This window comes from Chryseobacterium phocaeense (assembly GCF_900169075.1).
GTDB classification, from domain to species: domain Bacteria; phylum Bacteroidota; class Bacteroidia; order Flavobacteriales; family Weeksellaceae; genus Chryseobacterium; species Chryseobacterium phocaeense.
The window spans coordinates 131,516-154,768 of sequence record NZ_LT827014.1 but is presented as its reverse complement, the minus strand read 5'-3'; the positions used below and the strand labels follow the sequence as shown (position 1 = coordinate 154,768).

20 protein-coding genes are annotated in these 23,253 nt (G+C 39.4%); 7 read left to right on the top strand and 13 right to left on the bottom strand.

Annotation, left to right across the window (positions count from 1 at the left end):
* Positions 1 to 98: 98 nt before the first annotated feature.
* Entirely contained in the window at positions 99 to 1,211 is a 1,113-nt protein-coding gene (locus tag B7E04_RS02170; RefSeq protein WP_080777151.1) for an AI-2E family transporter, read from the bottom strand.
* 394 nt (positions 1,212 to 1,605) lie between these two features.
* A complete protein-coding gene (lon, locus tag B7E04_RS02160) occupies positions 1,606 to 4,011 on the bottom strand; it encodes an endopeptidase La (protein ID WP_080777147.1) in 2,406 nt (801 codons plus the stop codon).
* A 261-nt stretch (positions 4,012 to 4,272) separates the two neighbouring features.
* Here lon and B7E04_RS02155 point away from each other — a divergent pair, with 261 nt between their 5' ends.
* The 5 genes from B7E04_RS02155 (at position 4,273) to B7E04_RS02135 (ending at position 10,230) form a co-directional block, all read left to right on the top strand.
* A complete protein-coding gene (locus B7E04_RS02155; RefSeq protein WP_080777146.1) occupies positions 4,273 to 6,423 on the top strand; it encodes a peptidylprolyl isomerase in 2,151 nt (716 codons plus the stop codon).
* 129 nt (positions 6,424 to 6,552) lie between these two features.
* Entirely contained in the window at positions 6,553 to 7,503 is a 951-nt protein-coding gene (locus tag B7E04_RS02150) for an MlaD family protein (RefSeq protein ID WP_080777144.1), read from the top strand.
* 7 nt (positions 7,504 to 7,510) lie between these two features.
* The gene (locus B7E04_RS02145) at positions 7,511 to 8,848 is read left to right on the top strand and encodes a 4Fe-4S dicluster domain-containing protein (RefSeq protein ID WP_080777142.1); all 1,338 of its coding nucleotides are present in this window, start codon (positions 7,511 to 7,513) and stop codon (positions 8,846 to 8,848) included.
* Positions 8,849 to 8,927: 79 nt separating this feature from the next.
* A complete protein-coding gene (locus B7E04_RS02140; RefSeq protein WP_080777140.1) occupies positions 8,928 to 9,713 on the top strand; it encodes a (Fe-S)-binding protein in 786 nt (261 codons plus the stop codon).
* A 28-nt stretch (positions 9,714 to 9,741) separates the two neighbouring features.
* Positions 9,742 to 10,230, top strand: a complete 489-nt coding sequence (locus B7E04_RS02135) for a hypothetical protein (RefSeq protein WP_080777138.1) — start codon at positions 9,742 to 9,744, stop codon at positions 10,228 to 10,230.
* A 21-nt stretch (positions 10,231 to 10,251) separates the two neighbouring features.
* Here the strand turns inward: B7E04_RS02135 and B7E04_RS02130 are convergent, their stop codons facing one another.
* Together B7E04_RS02130 and B7E04_RS02125 are read right to left on the bottom strand one after the other, a co-directional pair.
* Positions 10,252 to 10,860, bottom strand: coding sequence for an acyltransferase (locus B7E04_RS02130; RefSeq protein ID WP_080777137.1), 609 nt, complete (start codon positions 10,858 to 10,860; stop codon positions 10,252 to 10,254).
* The gene (locus B7E04_RS02125; RefSeq protein ID WP_080777135.1) at positions 10,847 to 12,079 is read right to left on the bottom strand and encodes a lipopolysaccharide biosynthesis protein; all 1,233 of its coding nucleotides are present in this window, start codon (positions 12,077 to 12,079) and stop codon (positions 10,847 to 10,849) included. The genes B7E04_RS02130 and B7E04_RS02125 overlap by 14 nt, the downstream gene beginning before the upstream one ends.
* 71 nt (positions 12,080 to 12,150) lie before the next feature.
* Here B7E04_RS02125 and B7E04_RS02120 point away from each other — a divergent pair, with 71 nt between their 5' ends.
* A complete protein-coding gene (locus tag B7E04_RS02120) occupies positions 12,151 to 12,675 on the top strand; it encodes a hypothetical protein (RefSeq protein ID WP_080777133.1) in 525 nt (174 codons plus the stop codon).
* A gap of 66 nt (positions 12,676 to 12,741) precedes the next feature.
* Positions 12,742 to 14,010: a serine--tRNA ligase gene (gene serS, locus B7E04_RS02115; protein WP_080777132.1), complete on the top strand. Its 1,269-nt coding sequence runs from the start codon at positions 12,742 to 12,744 to the stop codon at positions 14,008 to 14,010.
* 184 nt (positions 14,011 to 14,194) lie between these two features.
* Here the strand turns inward: serS and B7E04_RS02110 are convergent, their stop codons facing one another.
* From B7E04_RS02110 to ccoN, 9 genes are all read right to left on the bottom strand, one after another.
* Complete coding sequence (locus B7E04_RS02110; protein ID WP_080777129.1) at positions 14,195 to 14,752, bottom strand: DUF6705 family protein; 558 nt, start codon at positions 14,750 to 14,752, stop codon at positions 14,195 to 14,197.
* A 19-nt stretch (positions 14,753 to 14,771) separates the two neighbouring features.
* Positions 14,772 to 16,100: a hypothetical protein gene (locus B7E04_RS02105; RefSeq protein ID WP_080777127.1), complete on the bottom strand. Its 1,329-nt coding sequence runs from the start codon at positions 16,098 to 16,100 to the stop codon at positions 14,772 to 14,774.
* 210 nt (positions 16,101 to 16,310) lie between these two features.
* Positions 16,311 to 17,051 (bottom strand): hypothetical protein, encoded by a 741-nt coding sequence (locus B7E04_RS02100; RefSeq protein WP_080777124.1) that lies wholly within the window; start codon positions 17,049 to 17,051, stop codon positions 16,311 to 16,313.
* A 12-nt stretch (positions 17,052 to 17,063) separates the two neighbouring features.
* Positions 17,064 to 17,822: a sulfite exporter TauE/SafE family protein gene (locus B7E04_RS02095; protein WP_080777122.1), complete on the bottom strand. Its 759-nt coding sequence runs from the start codon at positions 17,820 to 17,822 to the stop codon at positions 17,064 to 17,066.
* Complete coding sequence (locus B7E04_RS02090; protein WP_080777120.1) at positions 17,813 to 18,265, bottom strand: FixH family protein; 453 nt, start codon at positions 18,263 to 18,265, stop codon at positions 17,813 to 17,815. The genes B7E04_RS02095 and B7E04_RS02090 overlap by 10 nt, the downstream gene beginning before the upstream one ends.
* Before the next feature lie 64 nt (positions 18,266 to 18,329).
* Positions 18,330 to 19,784, bottom strand: a complete 1,455-nt coding sequence (gene ccoG, locus B7E04_RS02085) for a cytochrome c oxidase accessory protein CcoG (protein WP_080777118.1) — start codon at positions 19,782 to 19,784, stop codon at positions 18,330 to 18,332.
* Positions 19,785 to 19,878: 94 nt separating this feature from the next.
* Entirely contained in the window at positions 19,879 to 20,760 is an 882-nt protein-coding gene (locus B7E04_RS02080) for a cbb3-type cytochrome c oxidase N-terminal domain-containing protein (protein WP_080777117.1), read from the bottom strand.
* A gap of 10 nt (positions 20,761 to 20,770) precedes the next feature.
* Entirely contained in the window at positions 20,771 to 20,971 is a 201-nt protein-coding gene (locus B7E04_RS02075) for a cbb3-type cytochrome oxidase subunit 3 (protein WP_062652071.1), read from the bottom strand.
* A 16-nt stretch (positions 20,972 to 20,987) separates the two neighbouring features.
* Positions 20,988 to 23,249, bottom strand: a complete 2,262-nt coding sequence (gene ccoN / locus B7E04_RS02070) for a cytochrome-c oxidase, cbb3-type subunit I (protein WP_080777115.1) — start codon at positions 23,247 to 23,249, stop codon at positions 20,988 to 20,990.
* Positions 23,250 to 23,253 lie beyond the last annotated feature (4 nt).

The following is a 23,253-nucleotide window of genomic DNA, read 5'->3' as shown; positions in this document are numbered from 1 at the left end:
GAGGCAGATTTTTTTTATGAGTAATAACTAATAACTAATAACTTTACTGGTATGAATCAATTTATATTACTCATTGCCCATTACCAATTACTTATGTTTTAATCCATTTCTTTCAGTGTAATATTCTTCGAAATTTTATAGCTCTTTTTCTTCTTGTTTGGTTTCTCTTCTTCACCGAGCAGTTTTCCCCAGGGTTTTAATCCATCTACCCTTTCGAAAATAATTTTAATAATCGCAATAGCCGGAATGCAGAGGAACATTCCTGCAATTCCCCAAAGATGTTCTCCTAAAATAATTCCGATAAAAGAAAATAAGGCATTGATCTTTACTTTTGAACCCACTACGAAAGGAAGAACAATATTTCCATCAATAATATGTACAGCAATATATCCTATCGCTACATAAACACAGGTGGAAGGGGTGCCGGTTGCAAAAGCGATAAAACATGAGATTAAAAGAGAAATACAGATTCCCAGGTACGGAATAACATTTAGTAAGCCAGTTAATACAGCCAGAAGGATAGCATATTTAATGCCTAAAATTGTAAGAAGGATTGACGTCAGGATTGATACGATTAAGACCTGCAGACAAAGCCCGATTATGTACTTCTTGGTCATTACCCTGATCTCGGTAACCACTTCCTGTACGCTTGCTTTATGTTTTTCGTTAAAAACAGTAACGATAAAATTATTGAGAATTCTTCTGTAGTTTAAAATAAAGATAAAAAACAGGGTGAAAAATACAATAAAACCAAATCCGCTTGAAAATATTCCGAAAGTAAAGCCAAGGATCACGCCGGAAGAAGAAAGCAGCTTGTTAAGTCCCTGATTAATATAATCCAGCTGTTCATCAATCTTTACATTGAACGTCTTTGAAATCCAGTGCTGCAGGTTATTGAAAACTGTGGTCATCTGTTCCCGCAGATGAGGAAGGTCTTTGCTGAAATCAGAGAGCTGCGACCCGAAAAAATAGATAAGTCCTGATAAAATAGCCAGCATAACGAAAACAGAAGCCATGGTAGATACCGACCTTGGAAACCTTAGTTTTCTTTCCATGAATGTAGCAACCGGAAGAAAAAGCATAGCCATTAAAAAAGCCAGAAAAAAAGGAGCCAATATACTCTGTCCGAGTGCTAAGAGGTAGCCAAGGCCAATAATGGATATAACAACCAGAGTGAGATTAACGATAAAAGGGAGTCTAAGAAAGTTCATAATTTTTCAAATCTGTTGCATAAAAATAAGAAAACACATCTAATTACGTGTCCGTTTTAGTTTAATTAACACAATTCTTTTGGTAAAAAAGCACATCAACAGGGCGGTGTGGTATGTCTTTCCCATAATTGAACCGATCTCTCCAGGGTATAACTTTCCCTTGAGTTTTATTGTTTTATCGTACGCTGATTTTGCAGATACAGCTGATTTAGAAAATGGACTTATAAAAAATCTTTGATTTTTTATAAAACTTAAGTGCACTTCTGTACGTAATTTATTTAACTTGAAAATAACTAAAGTGTTTAAATCTTTTATGTCTTTTGTGGTTAATAAAAAACGCATCTCAAATATAATCTGAGACGCGTTTCCTTATTGAGAGTTGATATGTTATGAATTATTTTTCAATAGCAAATTCTATGACTTCCTCCATCCTGTTCACATAATGTACCGTCAGGTTTTTCAGATAATCTTTTTTAATTTCTTCTACATCCTTTCTGTTCGCTTCACATAAGATCACTTCTTTTATTCCTGCTCTCGTCGCGGCAAGCAGTTTTTCTTTGATTCCGCCTACAGGAAGCACTTTTCCTCTTAAAGTGATTTCACCGGTCATCGCAAGATGAGGTTTTACTTTTTTATTTTTGAACGAAGAAACCATGGAAGTAAGCATGGCAATACCGGCAGATGGTCCGTCCTTAGGTGTTGCACCTTCCGGAACGTGAACGTGGATGTTTTTCTTATCCAGATCTTCCTGCGGGATTCCAAGGTCATCATGTCTGGCTTTGATATATTCCAGAGCTATGGTAGCCGATTCTTTCATAACGGTTCCAAGGTTTCCGGTCATGGTAAGGCCTCCTTTTCCGTTGCTTAAAATACTTTCAATGTATAAGATGTCTCCCCCTACACTTGTCCAGGCAAGACCTGTCACAACTCCCGGAACTCCGGTGATCTCTGATAGACTTTTAGGTCTTGGAACTCCCAGTATTTCGTCTACTTTTTCAATAGTGATTTTTGGATTGTATTCCTTCACCAAAGCCGTTTGCAAGGCAACCCATCTCGCAATGGCAGCAATTCTTTTCTCCAGGGTTCTTACCCCACTTTCAGAAGTATGGGCTTCAATAATATGCTTAAGTTCAGGATTCCCCAGTTTGAATGATTTCGGATCCAGACCGTTTTCTTCCTGTTGCTTTTTAATTAAGTGTCTTTTTGCAATTTCCGTCTTTTCCTCCATGGTATATCCGGCGATCTGGATGATTTCCGTCCGGTCTAAAAGCGGAGTCTGGATCGTAGAAAGGGAATTGGCAGTAGCTATAAACATCACTTTTGATAAATCATAGCCCATTTCCAGGAAATTATCATAGAAAGATTTATTCTGTTCAGGATCAAGAACTTCCAGGAGTGCAGAGCTTGGATCTCCGTGCAGGCCTTGTCCGATCTTATCAATTTCGTCCAGAACAATCACCGGGTTGGAAGTGCCCGATTTCTTGATAGACTGCAGGATTCTTCCTGCCATAGCCCCAATGTAGGTCTTTCTGTGGCCGCGGATTTCACTTTCGTCATGAAGCCCGCCCAGAGATAATCTTACGTATTTTCTTCCTAAAGCATCAGCAACGGATTTTCCTAAGGAGGTTTTTCCTACTCCCGGAGGTCCTACCAATAAAAGGATAGGGGATTTCATGTTGTTTTTTAATTTTAAAACAGCCATGTGTTCAAGGATTCTTTTTTTAATATCTTCCAGACCGAAGTGGGCCTTATCTAAAGTTTTCTCGGCTTTGGCAATATCAAAAACATCTTTCGTATACCTTTCCCATGGAAGATCGGTAAAGAAATCAAGATAATTTCTCTGTACGTTATAATCAGGAGCATTCGGATTCTGGCGTTGCAGTCTGTTGATTTCCTTCTGGAAATGCTCTTCCACCTCCTGATTCCATTTTTTTGCTTTTGCTTTGTTGATGAGGTCTTCCACATCGCTTTCCGGACCGCCTCCCAGCTCATCCTGAATGGTTCTGATCTGCTGATTCAGGAAATATTCTCTTTGCTGCTTATCTAAATCTTTTGAAGTTTTCTGATGGATCTGGTTTCTTAATTCCAGCTTTCTGAAATCTTCGTGCATCATTTCGTAGCATTTATTGGCCCTTTCTATCAGGCTTTTTTCCTCCAGCAGCTTTTGTTTTTCGGTAGAAGGAAAATTAGCGTTGGTGCAGATGAAGTTCAGGAGATCATCATTGTTGCTGATATTCTTAATCGCAAAATTGGCTGCGTTTGGAATATTCGGGTCAAGTTCAATGATCTTTAAAGCCAGATCCTTAACGTTGTCAAGCAAGGCTTCATATTCTTCCTTGTTCTTTGGCTGGGAATCCTTCAGTTTTGTGATCTCCGCTTTAAAATAAGGCTGCTTTTCTACGATCTTTTTGATCTTAAATCTGTGAAATCCTTTAGTGATAGCCGTGATATTGCCTTCAGGAAGCTTGATGATCTTAATGATCTTGGCCAGCGTACCGGTCTGGTACATGTCTTTTTCCGCCGGCTGTTCTATATCAGAATTTTTCTGGCTTACAATGCCAATGAAATCTCCGTTTTTCTGGGCTTCCTCAAGAAGCTGTATCGATGCTTTTCTTCCGGCAGTAATAGGGATTACTACGTTGGGAAACATAACCATATTTCTTACAGGAAGGATAGGGAATATTTTCTGTTCGGAATTCTTATCGGTCTCAGAAAAGTCTGAAAGGTTGATCTCTTCCGCCACAATATCAAACCCATCACCGATCATTTCCTCTAAACTAATATCTTCAAATTCTGTCATACTTATATAAAATGACAAATTGTCATCTTCGTTTTAAATCGTTAAAATGATATTTTACAATATGCGCTGAAAACCTGCAGCGTATTATAGTTACCTAAATGGCACAATAGCTGTGCCATTTGTTTTTTGCTAAAAAATATGGTCAAAATTTCCTTTTTTGAATAAACTTTCATTTTAAAAATTAAAATAAAGAACTTCTGCTTCTCTAATTTCTTAAAAATGTGTATTTTCGCAAACTGATAAAAAACTATAATATATAAAATGGCAATTTTAGGACAGATTAGGAGTAAGCCTTGGCTTTTGATGGGAGTGATCGCATTGGCGCTTTTAGCGTTTTTGGTAAACCCGGAAAGCATCGACAAGGTTTTTGGAAAAAATCCTGATGTTTTAGGAAAAGTAAACGGTGAAAAAATTAGCCGCGAAGAGTTCAATGACCAGCTTTTCGTGCTGCAGCAGCAGGCTGAACAGCAGGGCCGTCCGAAAACGGGGCTTGAAGAGCAGGCATGGCAGTTACTTGTACAATCTAAACTTATCAAGCAGCAGTTTGAAAAATTGGGCTTTGAGATGACGGATGATTATTTCTGGAACCAGATCCAGTACGATCAGATGTTTGCCCAAAACAAACAGTTCTTTGATGAGAAAGGTAATTTTAAAACTCAAGAGCTTAAAAAAGAAATTGAAACATTAAAAAACACCAACCCAGAAGGGTACAACCAATGGTTGAAAACCAGAAAAACTGTGGAATACAGATTGATGGCAAGACAGGTGTTTACTAATATTTCTGCAGGGATCACTACAGGAAAGAAAGAGGCTGAAGAGCTTATGAAGCAGAGAGATCAGCTGGCTGATATTGATTTCGTAAAGATTGATTATGCAGCTTACCTTCAGAAAACAAAAATCAACGTTACTACTGCGGACCTTGAAAATTATATCAAGCAGCATCCTGTAATGTTCAAAGCTGAGCCTAGCAGAAACATCGGAATCGTTTACTTCCCTTCCAGACCAAGCCCTGCAGATGATGCAGCGACTCAGAAGGAAATCAATAAACTGTTCTCAGGTGGTACTGATGCGAGCGGAGGAACGGAGAACTTCCAGAATACCAAGAATGATTCCATGTTCATTATGGCTAATTCTGATATGCCGTTTAACAGTCAGTATTCAGCGCCGAACCAATTGCCACAGACGATCCAGGGACAGATTGCTTCTGCCGCTATCGGACAGACCTTCGGACCTTATAAAGAGCAGAATTTTTATGTAGTTTCAAAACTTCTGGATAAAAAGACTTCAGATTCTACTTTGTCAAGACACATCCTTATTGCTTTCAAAGGAAGTCCGGCAGGAGAAGGAGTGACAAGATCAAAGGAGCAGGCTAAAAAATTAGCAGACTCTATCGGAGCTATTGTCAAATCAACTCCGGCTAAATTTACAGAATTCCTTAAGCTTTCTAACGACCCAAGTTCAGCAGCTCAGGGAGGAAGCCTGGGATGGACAACTCCGGAAACACCTTTCGTTCCTGAGTTCCTTACTTATTTGGCGAACAATCCTAAAGGAGCAACCGGTGTGGTAGAAACACAGTTCGGATATCACATTATCAATATTGAAGATAAGAAAGCAGGGGCAATGAGCTATAAAGTAGCTAACCTTGTGAAAGAAGTGAAGCCTTCAGAGGCTACAGAAGCAGAATCCGATAAAAAAGCAAGAAGATTCATCCAGCAGGTTCAGGGGAAATCTTTCAACGATTTCGTGAATATTGCTAAAAAAGGAAACTATCAGTTCTCCAATCCGAAAACAGCTAAAAGATTTGACGGACAGCTGCAGGGACTTGGTACTGATAAAGACGGTGAAATTTTAGCGTGGGCTTTCGATAAGAAGAGATCTAAAGGAGATACCGAATTCTTTACCGTAGAAGGTACAGGAGATAAAATTGTAGCTTATCTTAACGGAAAACAGGAAGCAGGTCTTGCTGATCCAGAATCGGTAAGAGATCAGATCGAAGTGATCGTTAAAAATAAACTGGCAGCAAAACAGATTTCTGATAAAATTGCAGGAGCTAAAGCTTCAAGCTTAGATCAGATTGCTAAATTATTTGCTTCAACAAAGCAGACTGCTCAGGTGAATATGCTGAACCCTTCAGTAGCCGGAGCCATGGAGCCTAAAGTGGCAGGTGCAGCATTTGGTGTGGCGAAAGGAAAGCTTTCTAACCCTATCGAAGGTGGAACCGGAGTGTATGTACTGATCAAAAAATCAGAAACGGTAAACAAGCAGCCGGGTGACCTTAAGCAGTTTACAGAATCTATTACCCAGAGAAATGCAGGGATGTTCGGACAGGCCTGGATGAAGAGCCTTCAGGATAATGCGGATATCAAAGATTACAGAATAGAGATCTGGAGCAAGATCGGAAATCAGCAATAATTAAGAAATTAATTTAAGGATATAAAAGCGGCAGAATTTTCTGCCGCTTTTTTGTATTTAACGCAGAACAATAAAGAAAAAGATTAATTTAAAATGTACTATATTTGCTTATTAGAAAAAATTTAGCAAGTGAAGTTGAGTAAAGAATTAAAAGCTGGGGTCATTGCACTTTTAGCTATTGTAGGCTTTGTATTATTGTTTCAGTTCATGAAAGGTAGAAGCCTGTTTACTACCGATAATATATTTTACGCAAAATACGATAACGTAGAAGGGCTGGCACAGTCTTCCGCGGTTTCCATCAATGGTCTCAAAGTAGGGCAGGTCGATAAGATCATCCCGAGAACCGCTAAAGACGGAAAAATCAGTTTTGTCGTAAAAATTACTGTGGACGACAAGTTTGAGTTTTCCAAAAATTCTACCCTTGAAATCTTTGAACCGGGACTGATGTCCGGAAAAGAAATGAGAGTGAACCTGATGTATGGCGGCCCGACAGCAAAAGACGGCGATACCCTGCAGGGTGCTTTCAAACTGGGAACTTTAGGAAGCCTTTCTTCCCAGGTAGGGCCGGTGAAAGATCAGCTGCAGACCGTTTTACACCGTGTAGACTCTTTGATGGCTAATGCCAACCAATTGGTTGACGGACAAAACAGAGCGGAGATCAAAGCATTATTGGCTAACCTTAATAAAACAGTAAGCGCGTTACAGACTACTGCAGGTAGCGTGAACAGCCTTGTAGGACATAATGATCCTAAACTGCAGCAGGTACTTGATGATGCAAGCCTTACAATGAAGAGCGGAAAGGTAACTTTGGATAAATATGGTAACCTTGCAGAAAGCATAGATACCAAAAAGCTGAATGCCACCATCGCCAATTTAGATGTTACCGTAGGAAAACTGAACCAGGTGATTGCCGGAGTTGATAACGGTCAGGGAAGTTTAGGAAAGCTGATGAAGGATGAGCAGCTTTACAACAACCTGAATGCTGCATCTACCAATCTGAATTCCCTGATTGAAGATATGAAAGCCAACCCTAAGAGATACATCAATTTCTCAGTTTTCGGTAAGAACAATAAAGACTAATCACCTTATGCAGTACATCGATAACATTATTTTTCTGATCCTATTAGTAGCAGGATTCGGGCTTTTTGCCAAGAGCCTGCAAAAGATCTACAGAAATATCAGATTAGGAAGGGAAATCAACAGAAGCGACAGAAAATCCGAGCGCTGGGAAACCATGGCCACCGTGGCGATGGGCCAGAGCAAAATGGGAAAACGTCCTGTGGCAGCTATTCTCCATCTTTTTGTATATGTAGGTTTTGTTATTATCAATATAGAGCTGATAGAAATTATTGTAGACGGGATCTTTGGAACGCATAGGTTTTTAGCTACCATTTTTGGACACGGTTTCTATAGTTTCTTTACGGCAACGTTAGAAGTATTGGCATTGCTGGTAGTGATCGGAGTCGTGATATTCTTTATCAGAAGAAATTTTTACGGGGTTAAAAGATTAACGATGAAAGAACTTTTCGGATGGCCTAAAAATGACGCCAACTGGATTCTGATCATTGAGTTTGCCCTGATGATGGCTTTCTTTACCATGAATGCTTCCGATTATATTTTGCAGATGAGAGGGGCTCTTCCCGAGCATGGAAGCTTTCCCATCAGTGAGATAACGTTCATTCCGTTTTTAGAAGTATTCAGTTTCGATAACGGATTTTTAATGTTTGTTGAAAAAGGAGCATGGTGGTTCCATTTTATCGGGATCCTGTTCTTCATGAACTATCTTTATTACTCAAAACATTTACATATTATTCTTGCATTTCCAAGCACATGGTATGCGAATCTTGATAGAAAAGGAAAATTCAATAATCTTGACTCTGTGACCAAAGAGATCAAGCTGATGATGGATCCCAATGCAGATCCATATGCAGCCCCGGCTGAGGGCGATGCTGCCGATGTTCCGTCAAAATTCGGGGCAGAAGACGTATTCGATCTGAACCAGGTGCACCTGCTTAATGCCTATTCCTGTACAGAATGCGGAAGATGTACTTCCGTCTGTCCTGCCAATATCACAGGAAAGAAACTGTCTCCGAGACTGATCCTGATGAAAACAAGGGACAGGCTGGAAGAAGTGGGAAGAAATATAGACAAAAACGGAAAATTCGAAGATGATGGCAAGAAGCTTCTGAATGATTATATCACGAAAGAAGAACTTTGGGCATGCACAACCTGTAATGCCTGTACGGAAGCTTGTCCGGTATTGCTGGATCCGCTTTCCATTATTTTTGAAATGAGAAGATTCCTCGTGATGGAGCAGTCTGCTGCCCCTCAGGAGCTGAATCTTATGATGACGAATGTAGAAAATAATGCTGCTCCGTGGCAGTATAACCAGGCAGACCGTTTGAATTGGGCTAATGAGAATTAATGTAACAATGTAAAATAATGTAGCAATGTAGCAATCATTGGTAAACTGGTACATTGATATATTGGTAAAATTGGAAAAAATGGATTTCAGTATAAAAACAATGGCAGAATATGCTGCCGAAGGAAAGTCCCCGGAAGTTTTATTTTGGGTTGGGTGTGCCGGAAGTTTTGACGACCGCGCCAAAAAAATTACAAAAGCATTTTGCAAGATATTAAACAAGATAAACGTTGAATTTGCAGTTCTGGGACAGGAAGAAAGCTGTACCGGAGATCCTGCGAAAAGAGCAGGAAACGAGTTTGTCTTCCAGATGATGGCCCTTACCAATATTGAGGTCCTGAATGCCTACGAAGTAAAAAAAATCGTTACCGCATGCCCGCACTGTTTCAATACGCTGAAAAATGAATACCCAAGCCTGGGCGGACACTACGATGTGGTACACCATACCCAGTTCCTGAAATCCCTGATGGAGGACGGAAGACTGAAGATAGAAGGCGGTGCCTTTAGGGGAAAAAAGATCACTTTTCACGACCCTTGCTACCTGGGAAGAGCCAATGATGAGTATGAGGCTCCGAGAATGCTTCTTGAAAAGCTGGATGCTGAACTGGTAGAAATGAAGCGTTGCAAGACCAATGGCTTATGCTGTGGAGCAGGAGGTGCACAGATGTTTAAAGAGCCCGAAAAAGGGAATAAAGACATCAATATTGAAAGAACGGAAGAAGCTTTGTCTTTCCAGCCTAAAGTGATTGCTACAGGATGTCCTTTCTGTAATACGATGATGACAGACGGGGTAAAACACTTTAACAAGAATGACGAAGTAGCCGTAAAAGACATTGTAGAACTTCTTGCGGAAGCGGAAGATCTGTAAAATTTTTAAATCTCTTAATTGTATTCACATGAAAATTGAAGAATCCAGTATCGTAGAAACCAACGATTACAGAGTCATTATATATCCTGCATCAAGGCCTTTTGAAACCAAAGAGGCCAAAGCAATCACCGAAAAATTATTCGATTTCCTGGCCACATGGGCTGCCCACGGGAAACCGCTTGCTTCATCCTTTAAAATTGAGAAAAATCAGTTTATCGTGGTGTGTGTAGACGAAGAGAAAGAAATGGCTTCAGGATGCAGCATTGATGCTTTAGGGAAGGTAATGCGCGAAATAGATGAAGAATACCAGCTTGGGCTTTTCGACAGGATGAAAGCCAGCTTTGTGGAAAACGGAGAAGTAAAGACCCTGAAACTTCAGGAGTTTAAATCTCAACTGAGAAGTGGTGAGCTGCAGAAAGATATCCAGGTGTTTGACTTTTCGAAAAATACCTATCTTGATTTTTTAAGTCACTTTCTGCTTCCATTAGAGAAAAGTTGGGCGGCAGGAATTGCTTAAATTCATATAAAAAATAATCAATCAGAACTTTAGATTGAAGCCTTCAGGCAGTTTTCGGTTGAAAACAGTCTTTGTAAAGTCTTCAATATAAGGTTCTTTTTGTTTGATCACCTTGCACGGATTTCCTACCGCAATGGAATTGGAAGGAATATCTTTAGCCACGATGGAGCCCGCACCGATTACCACATTATCGCCAATCTGTACTCCGGGAAGGATCACGGAATTGGTTCCTACAAAAACATTATTTCCGATGACGATAGGGCCGCATTCATCATGAATACTGTGGTCATTGTGGTTATGATTCGCGGAGATCAGAGACGTTCCTGCTCCAAAACCAACGTTACTTCCTATGATAATTCCGTTATTGGCCTGAATGTAAATATTAGGATTATCGCCCGGATCGCACATGATTCCTTTCTTAATATTCTGATATCCCCTGACTTCCGATGTAAAATGTACCGGCCACGGAACTTTTCCATTGATCCTCAAGATTTTTTGCGGAACCAGATAGGTAAAGAAAAGGACGTGAGGAAGAAGATAGTCATACTTCTGGCGGTAATATTCCGGATAGAAAAAATTATTAATTCTATGGAAGATCTGGTATTCAATAAATTTTTTAATCGGATTCATTTTTCTTCAGGATAAACATAATGTAAAAATACAAAAATCCGTAGCCTACAAACAAAAACAGGGAGAAAATACCTACGAGATAACTGATTCCTTTTTCCTTTCCAATCAATATGGCGGCAATATTGGCCAGGAAAAGATAGATATTGAAGACGAGCGCCACATTATTCCTTTTTAAAATGGTTAAAATATCGGAAATGGGATTAATAAGGCTCCGGGTAAGATACCCGAATGACATCAGGAAAATAAACAGGCCCAGATGTTCCCAGTTTTTGTTGAAAAACAGTTCCAGAATCGGAATGCCAACCACATTGATCAGGATGTACAGAGCAAGGATAATATAGAAATTCATCAGGCTCATCTTTTTTGTATAAGCGAAAAGTTCACTTCTGCTTCTGCCCCGGTTGTTGATCTCTGCAGCTCTCGGATAATAAACCGTTGCAATAGAGGAGGAAACCAGCAGAAGCGGGACAGACATGATCTTTACAGCTAAAGAATACTCCCCCAGAAGCGAATCTGCAAAATAAAGCGAGATCAGGATCGGCATAATGTTATTGCCCAGTGCATTGATCAGGGTGGAAGGATAGGAATATTTAAAAAGCTCCGGCCGTTTTTTAACCTGAGCAATATATCTTTTGAAATCCGGTTTAACAAAATATTTCCTTGCATAATAAACGGCGGCAAGAAAAGCAACGATATAGCCTATCAGACTGCCTATAACCAGCCCCTTTTCTATTTTAATAAATACAAACAGAACCTGAAACAGAAAACTAACGAGGGAATCTACAATCGTAAGTACAGAAACCAGTTTGAATAATTTTTTTTTGGCGAGCAGAAACTTGGCATTATTGGTGAAAAGATAGATAAAGCCTGTGAAAATCCCCAGAAACAGAATATTCTTCGGAACATCAAAGGGAATAAGCACCAGTAAAAAAGCCAGAAGCATCATTCCGGATGAAATAATTCCGGCAGCACTGAAATTATTATTGATATCCTGCTCGTCGCTTTCAAGCATAATCATATGCTCCTGTACAAGACTAAGCACCACCGTAAAAATGCTCATAATACTGAGATAAATACTGAAGATCCCGTATTCCGAGGAACCGTAATATTTTGCCAGCAAAAGCCCTCCGATCACCAAAACGAACTTGGAAATAAAGTTTCCCTTAAAGATGGTGGTGATGTGGCTGCTGTTTAATCTTTTGAGTTTGTTTAAAAACATGGTAAAATATTACGAGAACAAATATATAATTATACATTTGCATAAGAAAGAGTATTGAAAATTAACAGAAGATGAAATTTAGGCTCAATTATATTTTTATATTTCAATTTATAGCGTTGCTGTTTGTGGCAGTTTCATGCGGAAGTGATGATGAATCCCTGCAGAGGATAGATCAGGTCATGAACATTTATATCAAAAACACCGCAGGGCAGGATTTGCTGAATGCTAAAAAAGCAGGCTCATACACCGCATATTCCGTGAATGATAATAACGGAACCACTGATGTGGCGCCGGTATCCATTCCGCTTAAGATGACTACCGACTCTCTGTACTATTTCGAATATATCAGGGGTGCCAGGAGGATTACGCAGGATTCCATAAGCCCGGATAACAGAACATACAGCTCCAGAATGACTTTTTCCCTTAGAAGAACAGTTAATAATCAGGAGGTTGTGGTACAGGATGTAATGGATATCCTTTACCGCTGGACGCCGTCGGTATTCCAGGTTGCTCAGGTAAAATATAACAACCAGGTGGTGTTTACGAAAGAAGCGGACGCTCCTAATGCTATAAATACCATTACTATCATAAAATAATTTAAATTTGTAAAAAAGTCAGCTTAATATATAAGTCTGACATCTAATATTTAACATCTAAATAAAATGTTACAAGTCAATTTTTTACGCGACAATAAAGAACGCGTTTTAGAAGGTCTTCAGAAAAGACAATTCAAGAATCTTGGGTTGGTAGATGATGCGATCGCTACTGACGAAGAAAGAAAAAGAATTCAGTTTGAATTAGATTCCCAGCTTTCCGAGATCAACAAAATTTCGAAAGAAATCGGACTTTTGATGAAGGAAGGAAAAAAAGAAGAAGCGGAATTATCAAAATCTAAAACAGCACAATTTAAAGAGTCGAGTAAAGAACTGCAGTCCCAGTTAGATGTAACGGAAAAAGCTTTACTGGATATTTTATACCAGATTCCGAACGTTCCTTTTGAAAAAGTAAAAAGCGGATCTTCTGCGGAGGATAACGAGAATATTTTCCAGTCTCATGATGTGGAAGGTCTTGGAGAAGGGGCTATCCCTCACTGGGAGCTTGCTAAAAAGTACAACCTGATTGATTTTGAATTGGGGGTAAAAATAGCAGGTGCAGGATTCCCGGTTTATTTAGGTAAAGGGGCAAGACTTCAGAGGGCTTTGGTTCAGTATTTCCTGGATAAGAACATTGAGAAAGGTTATATGGAGGTGAACCCTCCTCACGTGGTGAATGAAGCTTCAGGGTACGGTACAGGACAGCTTCCTGACAAGGAAGGGCAGATGTACCACATTGGTGAAGATGATCTGTATCTTATTCCTACGGCTGAAGTTCCTGTAACGAATCTTTACCGTGATGTATTGCTTGAAGAAAAAGATCTTCCAATTAAAAATACGGCATTCTCTCAGTGTTACAGAAGAGAAGCGGGAAGCTATGGCGCTCACGTAAGAGGTCTGAACCGTCTTCACCAGTTTGAAAAAGTAGAGATCGTAAGACTTGAAAAACCGGAGAACTCTTATGCAGCTTTAGAAGAAATGGTAGAACACATCAAAGAGATCCTTACCGATCTTGAGCTTCCGTTCAGGGTGTTAAGACTTTGCGGTGGTGATATGGGCTTCACGTCTGCTATGACCTATGATTTTGAAGTATGGAGTGCGGCTCAGGAAATGTGGCTGGAAGTAAGCTCTGTCTCTAATTTTGAAACTTTCCAGGCCAACCGTCTGAAATGCCGTTTCAAAACAGAAGGAAAATCCCAGCTGGTGCATACCTTAAATGGCTCTGCTATGGCTCTGCCGAGAATTATGGCTGCGCTGCTTGAAAATAATCAGACGGCAGAAGGAATCAGAATTCCTAAGAAAATTGCGGAATATGCAAGATTTGATCTGATCAGCTAAAAATTAAATCATTTCTGATATAAAATAAACCTCCGGTCAAATGACAGGAGGTTTTATTTTTTTTTCAGCTTATAAATATAGGCCAGGTAGAATCAGTAAGCCTTAATGAATTTAATATTGAACATGTTGAAGCTTAAGAAATGCTGACAGAAAAAATCCCGGATTCAAAATCCGGGAATATAATTTATTGTTTCGTTAGATGTATCACTTGATTGGTAGGCATTGTCGTTTTAAAGTTGGTGCAGTTCTGTGTTACAATGTCATTATCGGGGTGGAAATTAACGGTCATTTGGTTGGGTGTTTCAGGTTTAATACCGGCATAAATAAATCCGTAATCAACACACCCGGATTTTCCTCCTGAAAAGGTTATTAAATATAATTTTAAGTTCCTTTGAAAATTATGTCCCCAGTTTGCATCATCATCAGATTTGTTGAAATTGTCAAATATAACGGTTCCGTTAGAAGAGGTTATTTTAACCCTTCCTATTAATCTATCCCATTTTATAGAAGAAAACTCACTAGCCATATTTTCTTTTTTTATAAAATTAAATTCATAGGTGTTTCCATCTAAAGTTCCTTTCCAGGTTCCTACATACTTGTTAAGAAGTCCATTACTGTCTTTAACATAATCTGCAGCAGGATAATTTCCGGGACTGTATTGAGACATCGTTTCCAGAGAAACAGTTTGAGCATTTAAAAGTATGCTGAAAACTGATAGAATAATAAAAAATATATTTTTCATAATGTATTTATTAAAAAAATTAAGGACAATTAGACGTTGAAGTTGTCGTTTTATCCGGATTAAGCTTTACTTCTGAGGTGGCACCACTTGCATTCACATTCATTTTATAGAGGTTTGTCGCTTTTACATTCATTTTTTCATCCAGAAATTTCAAAAAGGAAGCTTCCGGATTTTTTGAGCCTAGCATTGCTTTTTTATAAGGTTCATAGAAACCTGCGATTTGCTGTTCGGTAAATGACTTGATCTGATACTGGTTTCCTGTAAATCTGATCTGATAAGTTCCGTTGCTTGAAACCATTACCGCATAAACGTCTGTCAAGGGTCTTCCTGCTGCCTGTGCATTGGCTAGCATATCCATAAAATATGCCACATCGGCAGGGGAGAACATTTTTATTCCCGTTCTTGTTTCTTCGTAGCCATCGGAATTTGTGGTAGTGATGTCATCAACATGGGTATGCATATATCCCATGATATCTTTGTTTTCCGGAAGACTAGCTTTAGGGAGTGATAAGGCATTGGAGTTTGAATTTGCAGAAGCCTGATCGTGATAGGTAAAATCACCGTTAGTTCTCTGGGAATATCCGGTTTCTTTACTTAAACCTTTCTTATTGGTCAGGTCATTCAATTTCTGGCTAAAAGTCTGACTGTTTTTTTGACCCTTTATTTTACTGCACGGATCAGTACCTGAAGGATTATTCGGGTTAGGATTATTCGGGTTAGTTGGATTGGTAATAACACCGCCGGGAATTGGAGTACTTGGATTACCGGGGAAGGGGTTGGTTGTCCCTCCTCCGGGAGAAGGAATGACAACTTCTTCTATCTCACCGTGACACGGCTTGCATGAAGGAGAACTCATAGGTCCGGAACCGTTTTTGGCTACTTCATCAATTAATTCACCTCTTACAATCTGTTTTTCATATCGCATTGAACCTTCCAGAGAAATGTAGGACACTTTTCCCGTCATTTTTCCCATAATTTCATGAGCGGTAAGGCTGTAATCAGAAATTTCAAAATCAGAATTTGACTCAAATTTCCAGATATGTCCGGAAACTTTACCATTGTCTATTCTAAAAGTAAGCTCCTCAATAAGTCTGCTTCCTTCATTTTTAACCGGTACCGTGATAAGAACGATTTTTCCTTCACCCTTATACTCCCTGGCTTTATCCCATTCTATAAGCTTTCCTGCTACCATATCTTTTCCCTTCATATATTCACTTTTGATATAGAATACAGGATCCTGCTGAACATTGGCAACTTCAGTTTCCAAAGCTTCATGTACACATGATTGCAGAAAAGAAAGACAAAGAAAGCTTCCAGCTACAATAGCTGTAAAAAAATTTTTCTTCATTTATTATAATTTTTTAGACATACATTTTTAAAACACTAAAAAGTGTCGTATTAAAAATTTCGAGTGCAAAAATATAAAATTATTTCTATATGAGGTGATAATTTGTGTTGGAAAACCAAATTTAAATTCTATGATCATTGTTTTCACCATCAGTTTTCTATGAGCCTGAAAGGTTGTAAAAGGAAAACCCACCAATGCGGTGGGTTTATTTTATTCTGTAATGATTATGATCTTCTGATCCGAATGTTTAAGTTGTATATCTTTATCATACATGGCTTTGAGATCATAGTCTATTTTTACGGTGTAGGGATCAATCTGCTTTACCCAGTCATGTTTTCCGGTGACAGATCTTATCTTATTTTCAAATTTCAGCGTGGTTTCGATGCTTTTGAAAAACATGCTGACCATGCCCTGTACCTTTTCGGCTTCTTCTTTGGATGTTTTACTTCTGAGGGTTTCCTCAATATTTTTAAGATTGAAGTTGTCTGTATTGATGGTCAGGGTTTTTCCGTCCCAGTTATTAAAGATATTCTGATCCAGCGGCAGCTTTTCTTTTTTGTTATAACTGCTCAGCATCTGATAGTCTGCCTGTGTGAAGCGGTCCATTTTTAAGGAAATACCTGCCGGTTCATTGTTCTCTTTATTCATTTTCATAAAGATTTTTTTCATGATCCTTACTGAGTCAGGGTTTGCAGGCTGCTGTTTGCCTTCCTTTTTTTGCATATCAAGCAGGCTAGTCCATTCAGTGGGCAGTTTATCCATTTCCCCAAATTCATTCTTCTGCTTCAGGGAATCGGGGGTCATGGCTTTCATTTCCTCCATAAACTGCCTCATATCAATATCTGTAACGGATGTTGAAGCGGCATCTTTATGATAGACTATTTGAGAATTAATGGTGCATGACTGCAGTCCAAATACGGCTGCAATGAATAAAAAGAGTATATTTTTCATGGATTAGTTAAATTAATGACAATTGCTTGAAGTGTGATCATGTCCTTCAATATGGCAGTTGGCTCCGTTGTGATCCCTGGAGATCGTCATGGCTTCTGCCCTTGGTGAAATGTATGGAATGCCTAATTCCAGACCTCTGAGGATAAATAATCCTCCTAAAACAATCATAATAACCGGAACGGCTTTTAAAACCTTCACCCGGAAAGCCTGATTCATAAGATTTCCGGCGAGAACTACCGCAAACATGAACGGAAGTGTGCCCAGCCCGAATAAAGCCATATATGAAGCTCCCTGCCACACGCCTCCGGCAGCCAGACTTGCCGTAAGTGCCATATAAACCATTCCGCACGGAAGAAATCCGTTGAGAAGGCCTGTAGTAAACCTTGACCGGTAATCTGCCTTTTGCAGCAGTCTTCCCAAATTTGATTTTACTGAAAACAAAAATTTAGAAAGGAAAGGAATCCGGGAAGCGAAATCTTTTCCGCCAAATGAAAACAAAGCCATAACGATTAGCAGAATACCTGCAATGATCGTTAAATACTGCTGAAAACCCGCCATTTCAAATCCTTCGCCTATGATTCCAAGAATAGCTCCAAGTAAAGAATAGGTAGCGATCCTTCCGAACTGATAGGTCAGGTTCTGAAGATAGAAATTGGTGGCCTGTTTTTTAGTCAATCCCATCGATAAAGCAATAGGTCCGCACATTCCGACACAGTGAAAGCCGGAAGCGAAGCCCAAAGCAATAGCCGATAAAATAAGTCCTATTTCCATATCACATCATAATCCATTCGGTAGTCTGCTTTATCTCTGGTCCACATCAGTCTCAACGTGTAATTTCCTGCTTTCAATACCTGTGCAGGGATGATAAATGACTGGGAAGCATCAAGCTGTACAGATTTTTTTATATCCAGATTCTGGTCGTCGGTTCTGTTTAAAACAAATTTTACCGTAGCATTACCGTTGTTGTAATCTTTTGGGAACGTGATTTTAATGCCGCTTTTTTCCTGGCTGTATACAGGTTTTTCCTGCAGATCATCAGCTCTTTTTTTAGCATCAATCACGTCCTGGTACTTAAGCTCCTCTTCATAATAATTATCAGTTACCATTTCAGAGTTCTTCTGCCCGTTCGGGAAAAGAAACAGCATGGATAGTATAAAAGCAATAAATGCAAATAATGCAATAAATACACCGTGTCCCCAACTAAAATTTTTCATTTCTTCCGGATTTTTTTGTCTTTATATGATTTTCCTTTGCGATTAAGAAACCACAAAGCTTTTATTAAAATTGAAGTTTGAATGGTCCTTCGAAGTACGTCTGATAGGAATCAATAAGCTTGCCCTTCATATCATACACCCCGATGGTAATATTCTGTTTAGATAATTTCATATCATTTTCCGGGAAGCTGATGTTAATCGTTCCTTTCGAAATCTTATCCCGGTCTACCTGGATTTTGCTGGATGCACTGTAGGTGATCTCACCGTGAGCCGGCTCCAGGACTTTTATCGTAACAATTTTTTTGTCGTTCGTCTTGTTCAGGAAGGTGTAATTGTACGTATTGGTAATTTTACCGTCTCTTACAAAGAATGTACTTCCAGCTGGTTTAATGAATTTGGCCTCCATCTCACCGCGGCTGTAAAGAAGGAATCCTAAGAATCCTACCAGAAGCACAAGAACTACGGCAAAGCCTTTCATTCTTCCTGTAAACTTAAACTGGGTCTGGTGCTCAATTTCGTTTTCGGAAGCATATCTGATCAGTCCTTTTGGAAGACCTACTTTTTCCATCACTTCATCACAGGCATCAATACATGCCGTACAGTTCACGCATTCCAGCTGCTGTCCGTCTCTGATGTCAATTCCGGTAGGACAAACCACCACGCACTGGTGACAGTCGATACAGTCCCCTTTTCCTGCCGCTTTACGGTCTTCGCCTTTTCTCCATTTTGATCTGTTTTCCCCTCTTTTAAAATCGTAGAAAACGTTGATGGTATCTTTATCAATTAAAACACCCTGTAATCTTCCGTATGGGCAAACCAGCGTACATACCTGCTCTCTGAACCACGCAAATACAAAGTAAAATGCTGCGGTAAACAATACCATGATGATGAAATTGGTAGGGTGGGCAAACGGTCCTTCTGAAATAATTCTGAATATTTCCTTATACCCTACGATATACATCAGCATAAAGTGAGTGATGATCAGTGAAATAATAATATAAACCGTCCACTTCAGGCTTCTTTTCCAGATCTTCTCGCTGTTCCACTCCTGTCTGTCCAGCTTCATTTGCTTATTCCGGTCACCTTCAATGATATATTCAATTTTACGGAAGATAGATTCCATAAAAATTGTCTGAGGACATATCCATCCGCAGAAAATTCTTCCGAACGCAATCGTAAAAATGATGATAAAAATTAAAGACGCGATAGCTCCTAAAGTAAGGATAAAAAAGTCTTGTGGATAGAAAGGCTGTCCGAAAATGAAAAACTCCCTATCAATAACGTTAAATAAAAAGAATGGGTTGCCATTGATCTTAAGGAACGGCACCACAAAATAAACAATTAATAAAGCATAACTTACAATGTTTCTGTAATTGGTGTATTTCCCTTTTGGTTTTCTCGGGAATACCCATTTTCTCTTACCGGATTGCTCCATTGTCCCGATAGAATCTCTGTAAGTCTCAGGGTCCAGAACCTGTCCCTGTCCGCCTCGTACTTCTATTTCTTCTATGTCTGACATGTTGTACTATGTTTAAAAAAGAAAAAACATAATTCGTTACTATTTTTTTTAATAACAAATTATGTTTTTTTCATATAATTTCTAATTTTTTAAATTATTCTTTTTCCCAATGCGCTTCGGTTCCCTGAGGAGCTGCTCCTCCCTGAGCCTGCGTCACTGGCGGCTGTTCCTGATTGATGTGATATACATAGGCTGCAATCTTCTCAATTTCGGCACCAGAAACTTCTCCGTTCTTACCGAATGCTCTCATCGCAGGGTTGGTAGGAGAACCATTCCAGTCCATATGGAAAACAGTCTTAAATAAAGTCTTCTCCGGTTGGTTGATCCAGTAGTTATCCGTAAGGTTTGGACCAATACCACCGCTACCGTCTTCTTTGTGACAAGATGCACAGTTGGTTTTGAACAGCTCTTTTCCTTCTGCAATATTATCAGCTGAATATTTTGCTGTTTCTATAGTTACAGGAGGCTGGGTTGCTTCATATTCAGCGATGCTTGCCATCTGTTCTTTATATTCTTTTTCGTATTCGCTCAACGGGTGTGCGAAATCTGTGAAAGAGTATGCTGCGATATATACAATACAAAAAGCAGTCCCAAAATAGAATAAACCTACCCACCATTTCGGTAACTGGTTATCTAATTCCATAATCCCGTCGAAACCGTGGTCGATAAGGATATCTTTTTCTTCTGTAGCAGACTGTTTCTTGAAAGCACTGTCGTACATTCTTCTCAGGAAAGGAATTTTCTTTTCCGCCAGATAAGCTGCTTTTTCTTCAGGAGTTAATTTTTTGAATTTATTATTCTCAATTAAATCTCCGATCGCACTGTGGATGTATGCTAAAATAGCACTGATCACCACAGTTCCCCAGAAGTAAGGTGAAGTCAGGAACGAGTAGCTTTGTACAAACAAATAATAAAAAACTATCAGAAGTCCGGTTATTATTAAGATGTTTACAACAACAGGTGTTCTTTGTTTCATAATAAATAGTTTAATTTTTTAAATTAAAATCGTCATCCTCATCATCCCCAAGTGGAGCTTCTTCTTCCTCCTTATAATATTTTTTAGGTCTGCTAAAAACATAGATTACAAGAGCTACGAAGAACAGCATAAAGAAAATCAGAGCCAGCGTCTGGTAAAGACCAGCGTTTTCTGTATTGGATAATATATCTTTAAAGTTCTGAGGAATCATGTGAACCTTTTAATGTTTAGTTAGTACTTGCTGTTTTTATTTCTGTAGTCTTGATATCAGTTCCCAGTCTCTGAAGGTAAGAGATAAGAGCTACGATCTCTTTTTTCTCCAGTTCTCCCTGAGGTCTCTTGGAATAAGCTTCTTTAAGGTCATTCGCTTCAGAGAAGATATCTTTTACAATTTTCTTTGCCTGGTTGTCTGCCCATGTGTTGGCAGAATCAATTTCAGCTTTGGTGTATGGAACCTCAAAAGTATTCTTCATCAGTTTCATTTTGTCCACCATTTTAGATCGGTCCAGATTATTGGCAATTAACCAAGGGTAACGAGGCATGATAGAACCTGCAGATGTAGATCTTGGGTTGTACATGTGCTTATAATGCCATGAACTTGGGTTTTTACCACCTTCTCTGTGTAAATCCGGTCCTGTTCTCTTGGAACCCCATAAGAATGGTCGGTCATACACAAATTCTCCTGCTTTGGAATACTGTCCGTTTTTACCGTTGAATCTCGTGATCTCATCCCTGAACGGTCTGATCATCTGAGAGTGGCACGCATTACATCCTTCACGGATATAAAGATCTCTACCTTCCAGTTCAAGTGGTGAATATGGTTTTACCGCTGAAATAGTCGGTACACTTTTCTTTAATGATAATGTCGGGATAATTTCAATAGAACTACCGATAGATATCGTGAAGAAAGACAGGATCCCTAACAATAACGGCATTCTTTCAAGCCATAAGTGAGTTCCTTCACCTTCTTTACGTTTGTTTCCGATGTTGGCCAATGCAGGCGCTTCAGCAGGAACTTCTTTCTGGAATGATCCTTTTCTTACCGTAGCAATTACGTTTACGATCATCAGGATAGATCCTGAAATATAGAATGCACCTCCTAAGAATCTCATTTTGAAGTAAGGAATGATCGCAGTTACCGTATCAAGCCAGTTTTTCCATAACAGAGTTCCGTCCGGGTTGAACTGTTTCCACATTAATCCCTGTGTGAATCCTGAAATATACATTGGTACTGCATAGAAAATAATTCCCAATGTACCTAACCAGAAATGCCAGTTAGCTAATTTTACAGACCAAAGTTTGGTTCTCCACATAATCGGTACCAGATAATAGATCACCCCGAATGCCATGAAACCATTCCATCCAAGAGCTCCTAAGTGAACGTGACCGATAACCCAGTCTGTAAAGTGACCAATTTTGTTGATGTTTTTAGTTGCCAGAAGCGGACCTTCAAAAGTCGCCATACCGTAACAGGTAACTGCTACTACGAAGAACTTAAGAATAGGGTTTTCCCTTACTTTATCCCACGCTCCTCTCAGCGTAAGAAGTCCGTTTAGCATTCCTCCCCAGGATGGTGCAATAAGCATGATAGAGAAACCTGTTCCCACAGCCTGCGCCCATGCAGGAAGAGCGGTATACTGAAGGTGGTGAGGACCAGCCCAGATATATACGAAAATTAATGACCAGAAGTGAATAATAGACAGTTTATAGGAAAATACCGGTCTGTCTGCTGCCTTCGGAAGGAAGTAATACATCAAACCAAGCACCGGAGTTGTCAATACGAATGCAACCGCATTGTGACCATACCACCATTGTACAATTGCATCTTTTACCCCTGCATACGCTGAATAAGATTTCCAGCCTGTGAAAGATAAAGGAACTTCAAGGTTATTGAAGATGTGAAGCATTGCCACCGCAATCCATGTTCCGATGTAGAACCAGATCGCTACATAGAGGTGTCTTACCCTTCTTTTTGCAATCGTCAGGAACATGTTGATCCCGAAAATAATCCATGAGAAAGCAATCAATATGTCGATCGGCCACTCGTGTTCAGCATATTCTTTTGAGGTATTGATCCCCATAAAGAACGTAACGAACGTAGCAACGATCATAAACTGCCAGGTCCAGAAATGTAACCATGACAAAGTATCACTGTACATTCTTGTTTTTAATAATCTCTGTAACGAGTAATAAATACCGGTATAAACGATATTACATACAAATGCAAAGATCACGGTATTGGTATGAAGCATTCTGATTCTACCAAAACCAAATGCACCATGAGTGTTTATTAACCCCTGAATATTGCCTGATGCAAGGCTATTGATGGTTGTATCATCTGTACCGAATAAAAATTCCGGCAATTCCGGGTAAAAAAGCATTAATGCCGCCGTAAGCCCGAACGTAAATCCTATAAGACCGAAAACTAAGGTCGCATAAAGGAACGCACGGACAATACTGTTGTCATAACTAAACTTTTGTGTTTCCATATCA

Bases quoted from the DNA above. Each gene is read 5' to 3' on its own strand.
- B7E04_RS02170 (WP_080777151.1), bottom strand. From the start codon at position 1,211: ATGAACTTTCTTAGACTCCCTTTTATCGTTAATCTCACTCTGGTTGTT.
- lon (WP_080777147.1), bottom strand. From the start codon at position 4,011: ATGACAGAATTTGAAGATATTAGTTTAGAGGAAATGATCGGTGATGGG.
- B7E04_RS02155 (WP_080777146.1), top strand. From the start codon at position 4,273: ATGGCAATTTTAGGACAGATTAGGAGTAAGCCTTGGCTTTTGATGGGA.
- B7E04_RS02145 (WP_080777142.1), top strand. From the start codon at position 7,511: ATGCAGTACATCGATAACATTATTTTTCTGATCCTATTAGTAGCAGGA.
- B7E04_RS02140 (WP_080777140.1), top strand. From the start codon at position 8,928: ATGGATTTCAGTATAAAAACAATGGCAGAATATGCTGCCGAAGGAAAG.
- B7E04_RS02135 (WP_080777138.1), top strand. From the start codon at position 9,742: ATGAAAATTGAAGAATCCAGTATCGTAGAAACCAACGATTACAGAGTC.
- B7E04_RS02130 (WP_080777137.1), bottom strand. From the start codon at position 10,860: ATGAATCCGATTAAAAAATTTATTGAATACCAGATCTTCCATAGAATT.
- B7E04_RS02125 (WP_080777135.1), bottom strand. From the start codon at position 12,079: ATGTTTTTAAACAAACTCAAAAGATTAAACAGCAGCCACATCACCACC.
- B7E04_RS02120 (WP_080777133.1), top strand. From the start codon at position 12,151: ATGAAATTTAGGCTCAATTATATTTTTATATTTCAATTTATAGCGTTG.
- serS (WP_080777132.1), top strand. From the start codon at position 12,742: ATGTTACAAGTCAATTTTTTACGCGACAATAAAGAACGCGTTTTAGAA.
- B7E04_RS02110 (WP_080777129.1), bottom strand. From the start codon at position 14,752: ATGAAAAATATATTTTTTATTATTCTATCAGTTTTCAGCATACTTTTA.
- B7E04_RS02105 (WP_080777127.1), bottom strand. From the start codon at position 16,100: ATGAAGAAAAATTTTTTTACAGCTATTGTAGCTGGAAGCTTTCTTTGT.
- B7E04_RS02100 (WP_080777124.1), bottom strand. From the start codon at position 17,051: ATGAAAAATATACTCTTTTTATTCATTGCAGCCGTATTTGGACTGCAG.
- B7E04_RS02095 (WP_080777122.1), bottom strand. From the start codon at position 17,822: ATGGAAATAGGACTTATTTTATCGGCTATTGCTTTGGGCTTCGCTTCC.
- B7E04_RS02090 (WP_080777120.1), bottom strand. From the start codon at position 18,265: ATGAAAAATTTTAGTTGGGGACACGGTGTATTTATTGCATTATTTGCA.
- ccoG (WP_080777118.1), bottom strand. From the start codon at position 19,784: ATGTCAGACATAGAAGAAATAGAAGTACGAGGCGGACAGGGACAGGTT.
- B7E04_RS02080 (WP_080777117.1), bottom strand. From the start codon at position 20,760: ATGAAACAAAGAACACCTGTTGTTGTAAACATCTTAATAATAACCGGA.
- B7E04_RS02075 (WP_062652071.1), bottom strand. From the start codon at position 20,971: ATGATTCCTCAGAACTTTAAAGATATATTATCCAATACAGAAAACGCT.
- ccoN (WP_080777115.1), bottom strand. From the start codon at position 23,249: ATGGAAACACAAAAGTTTAGTTATGACAACAGTATTGTCCGTGCGTTC.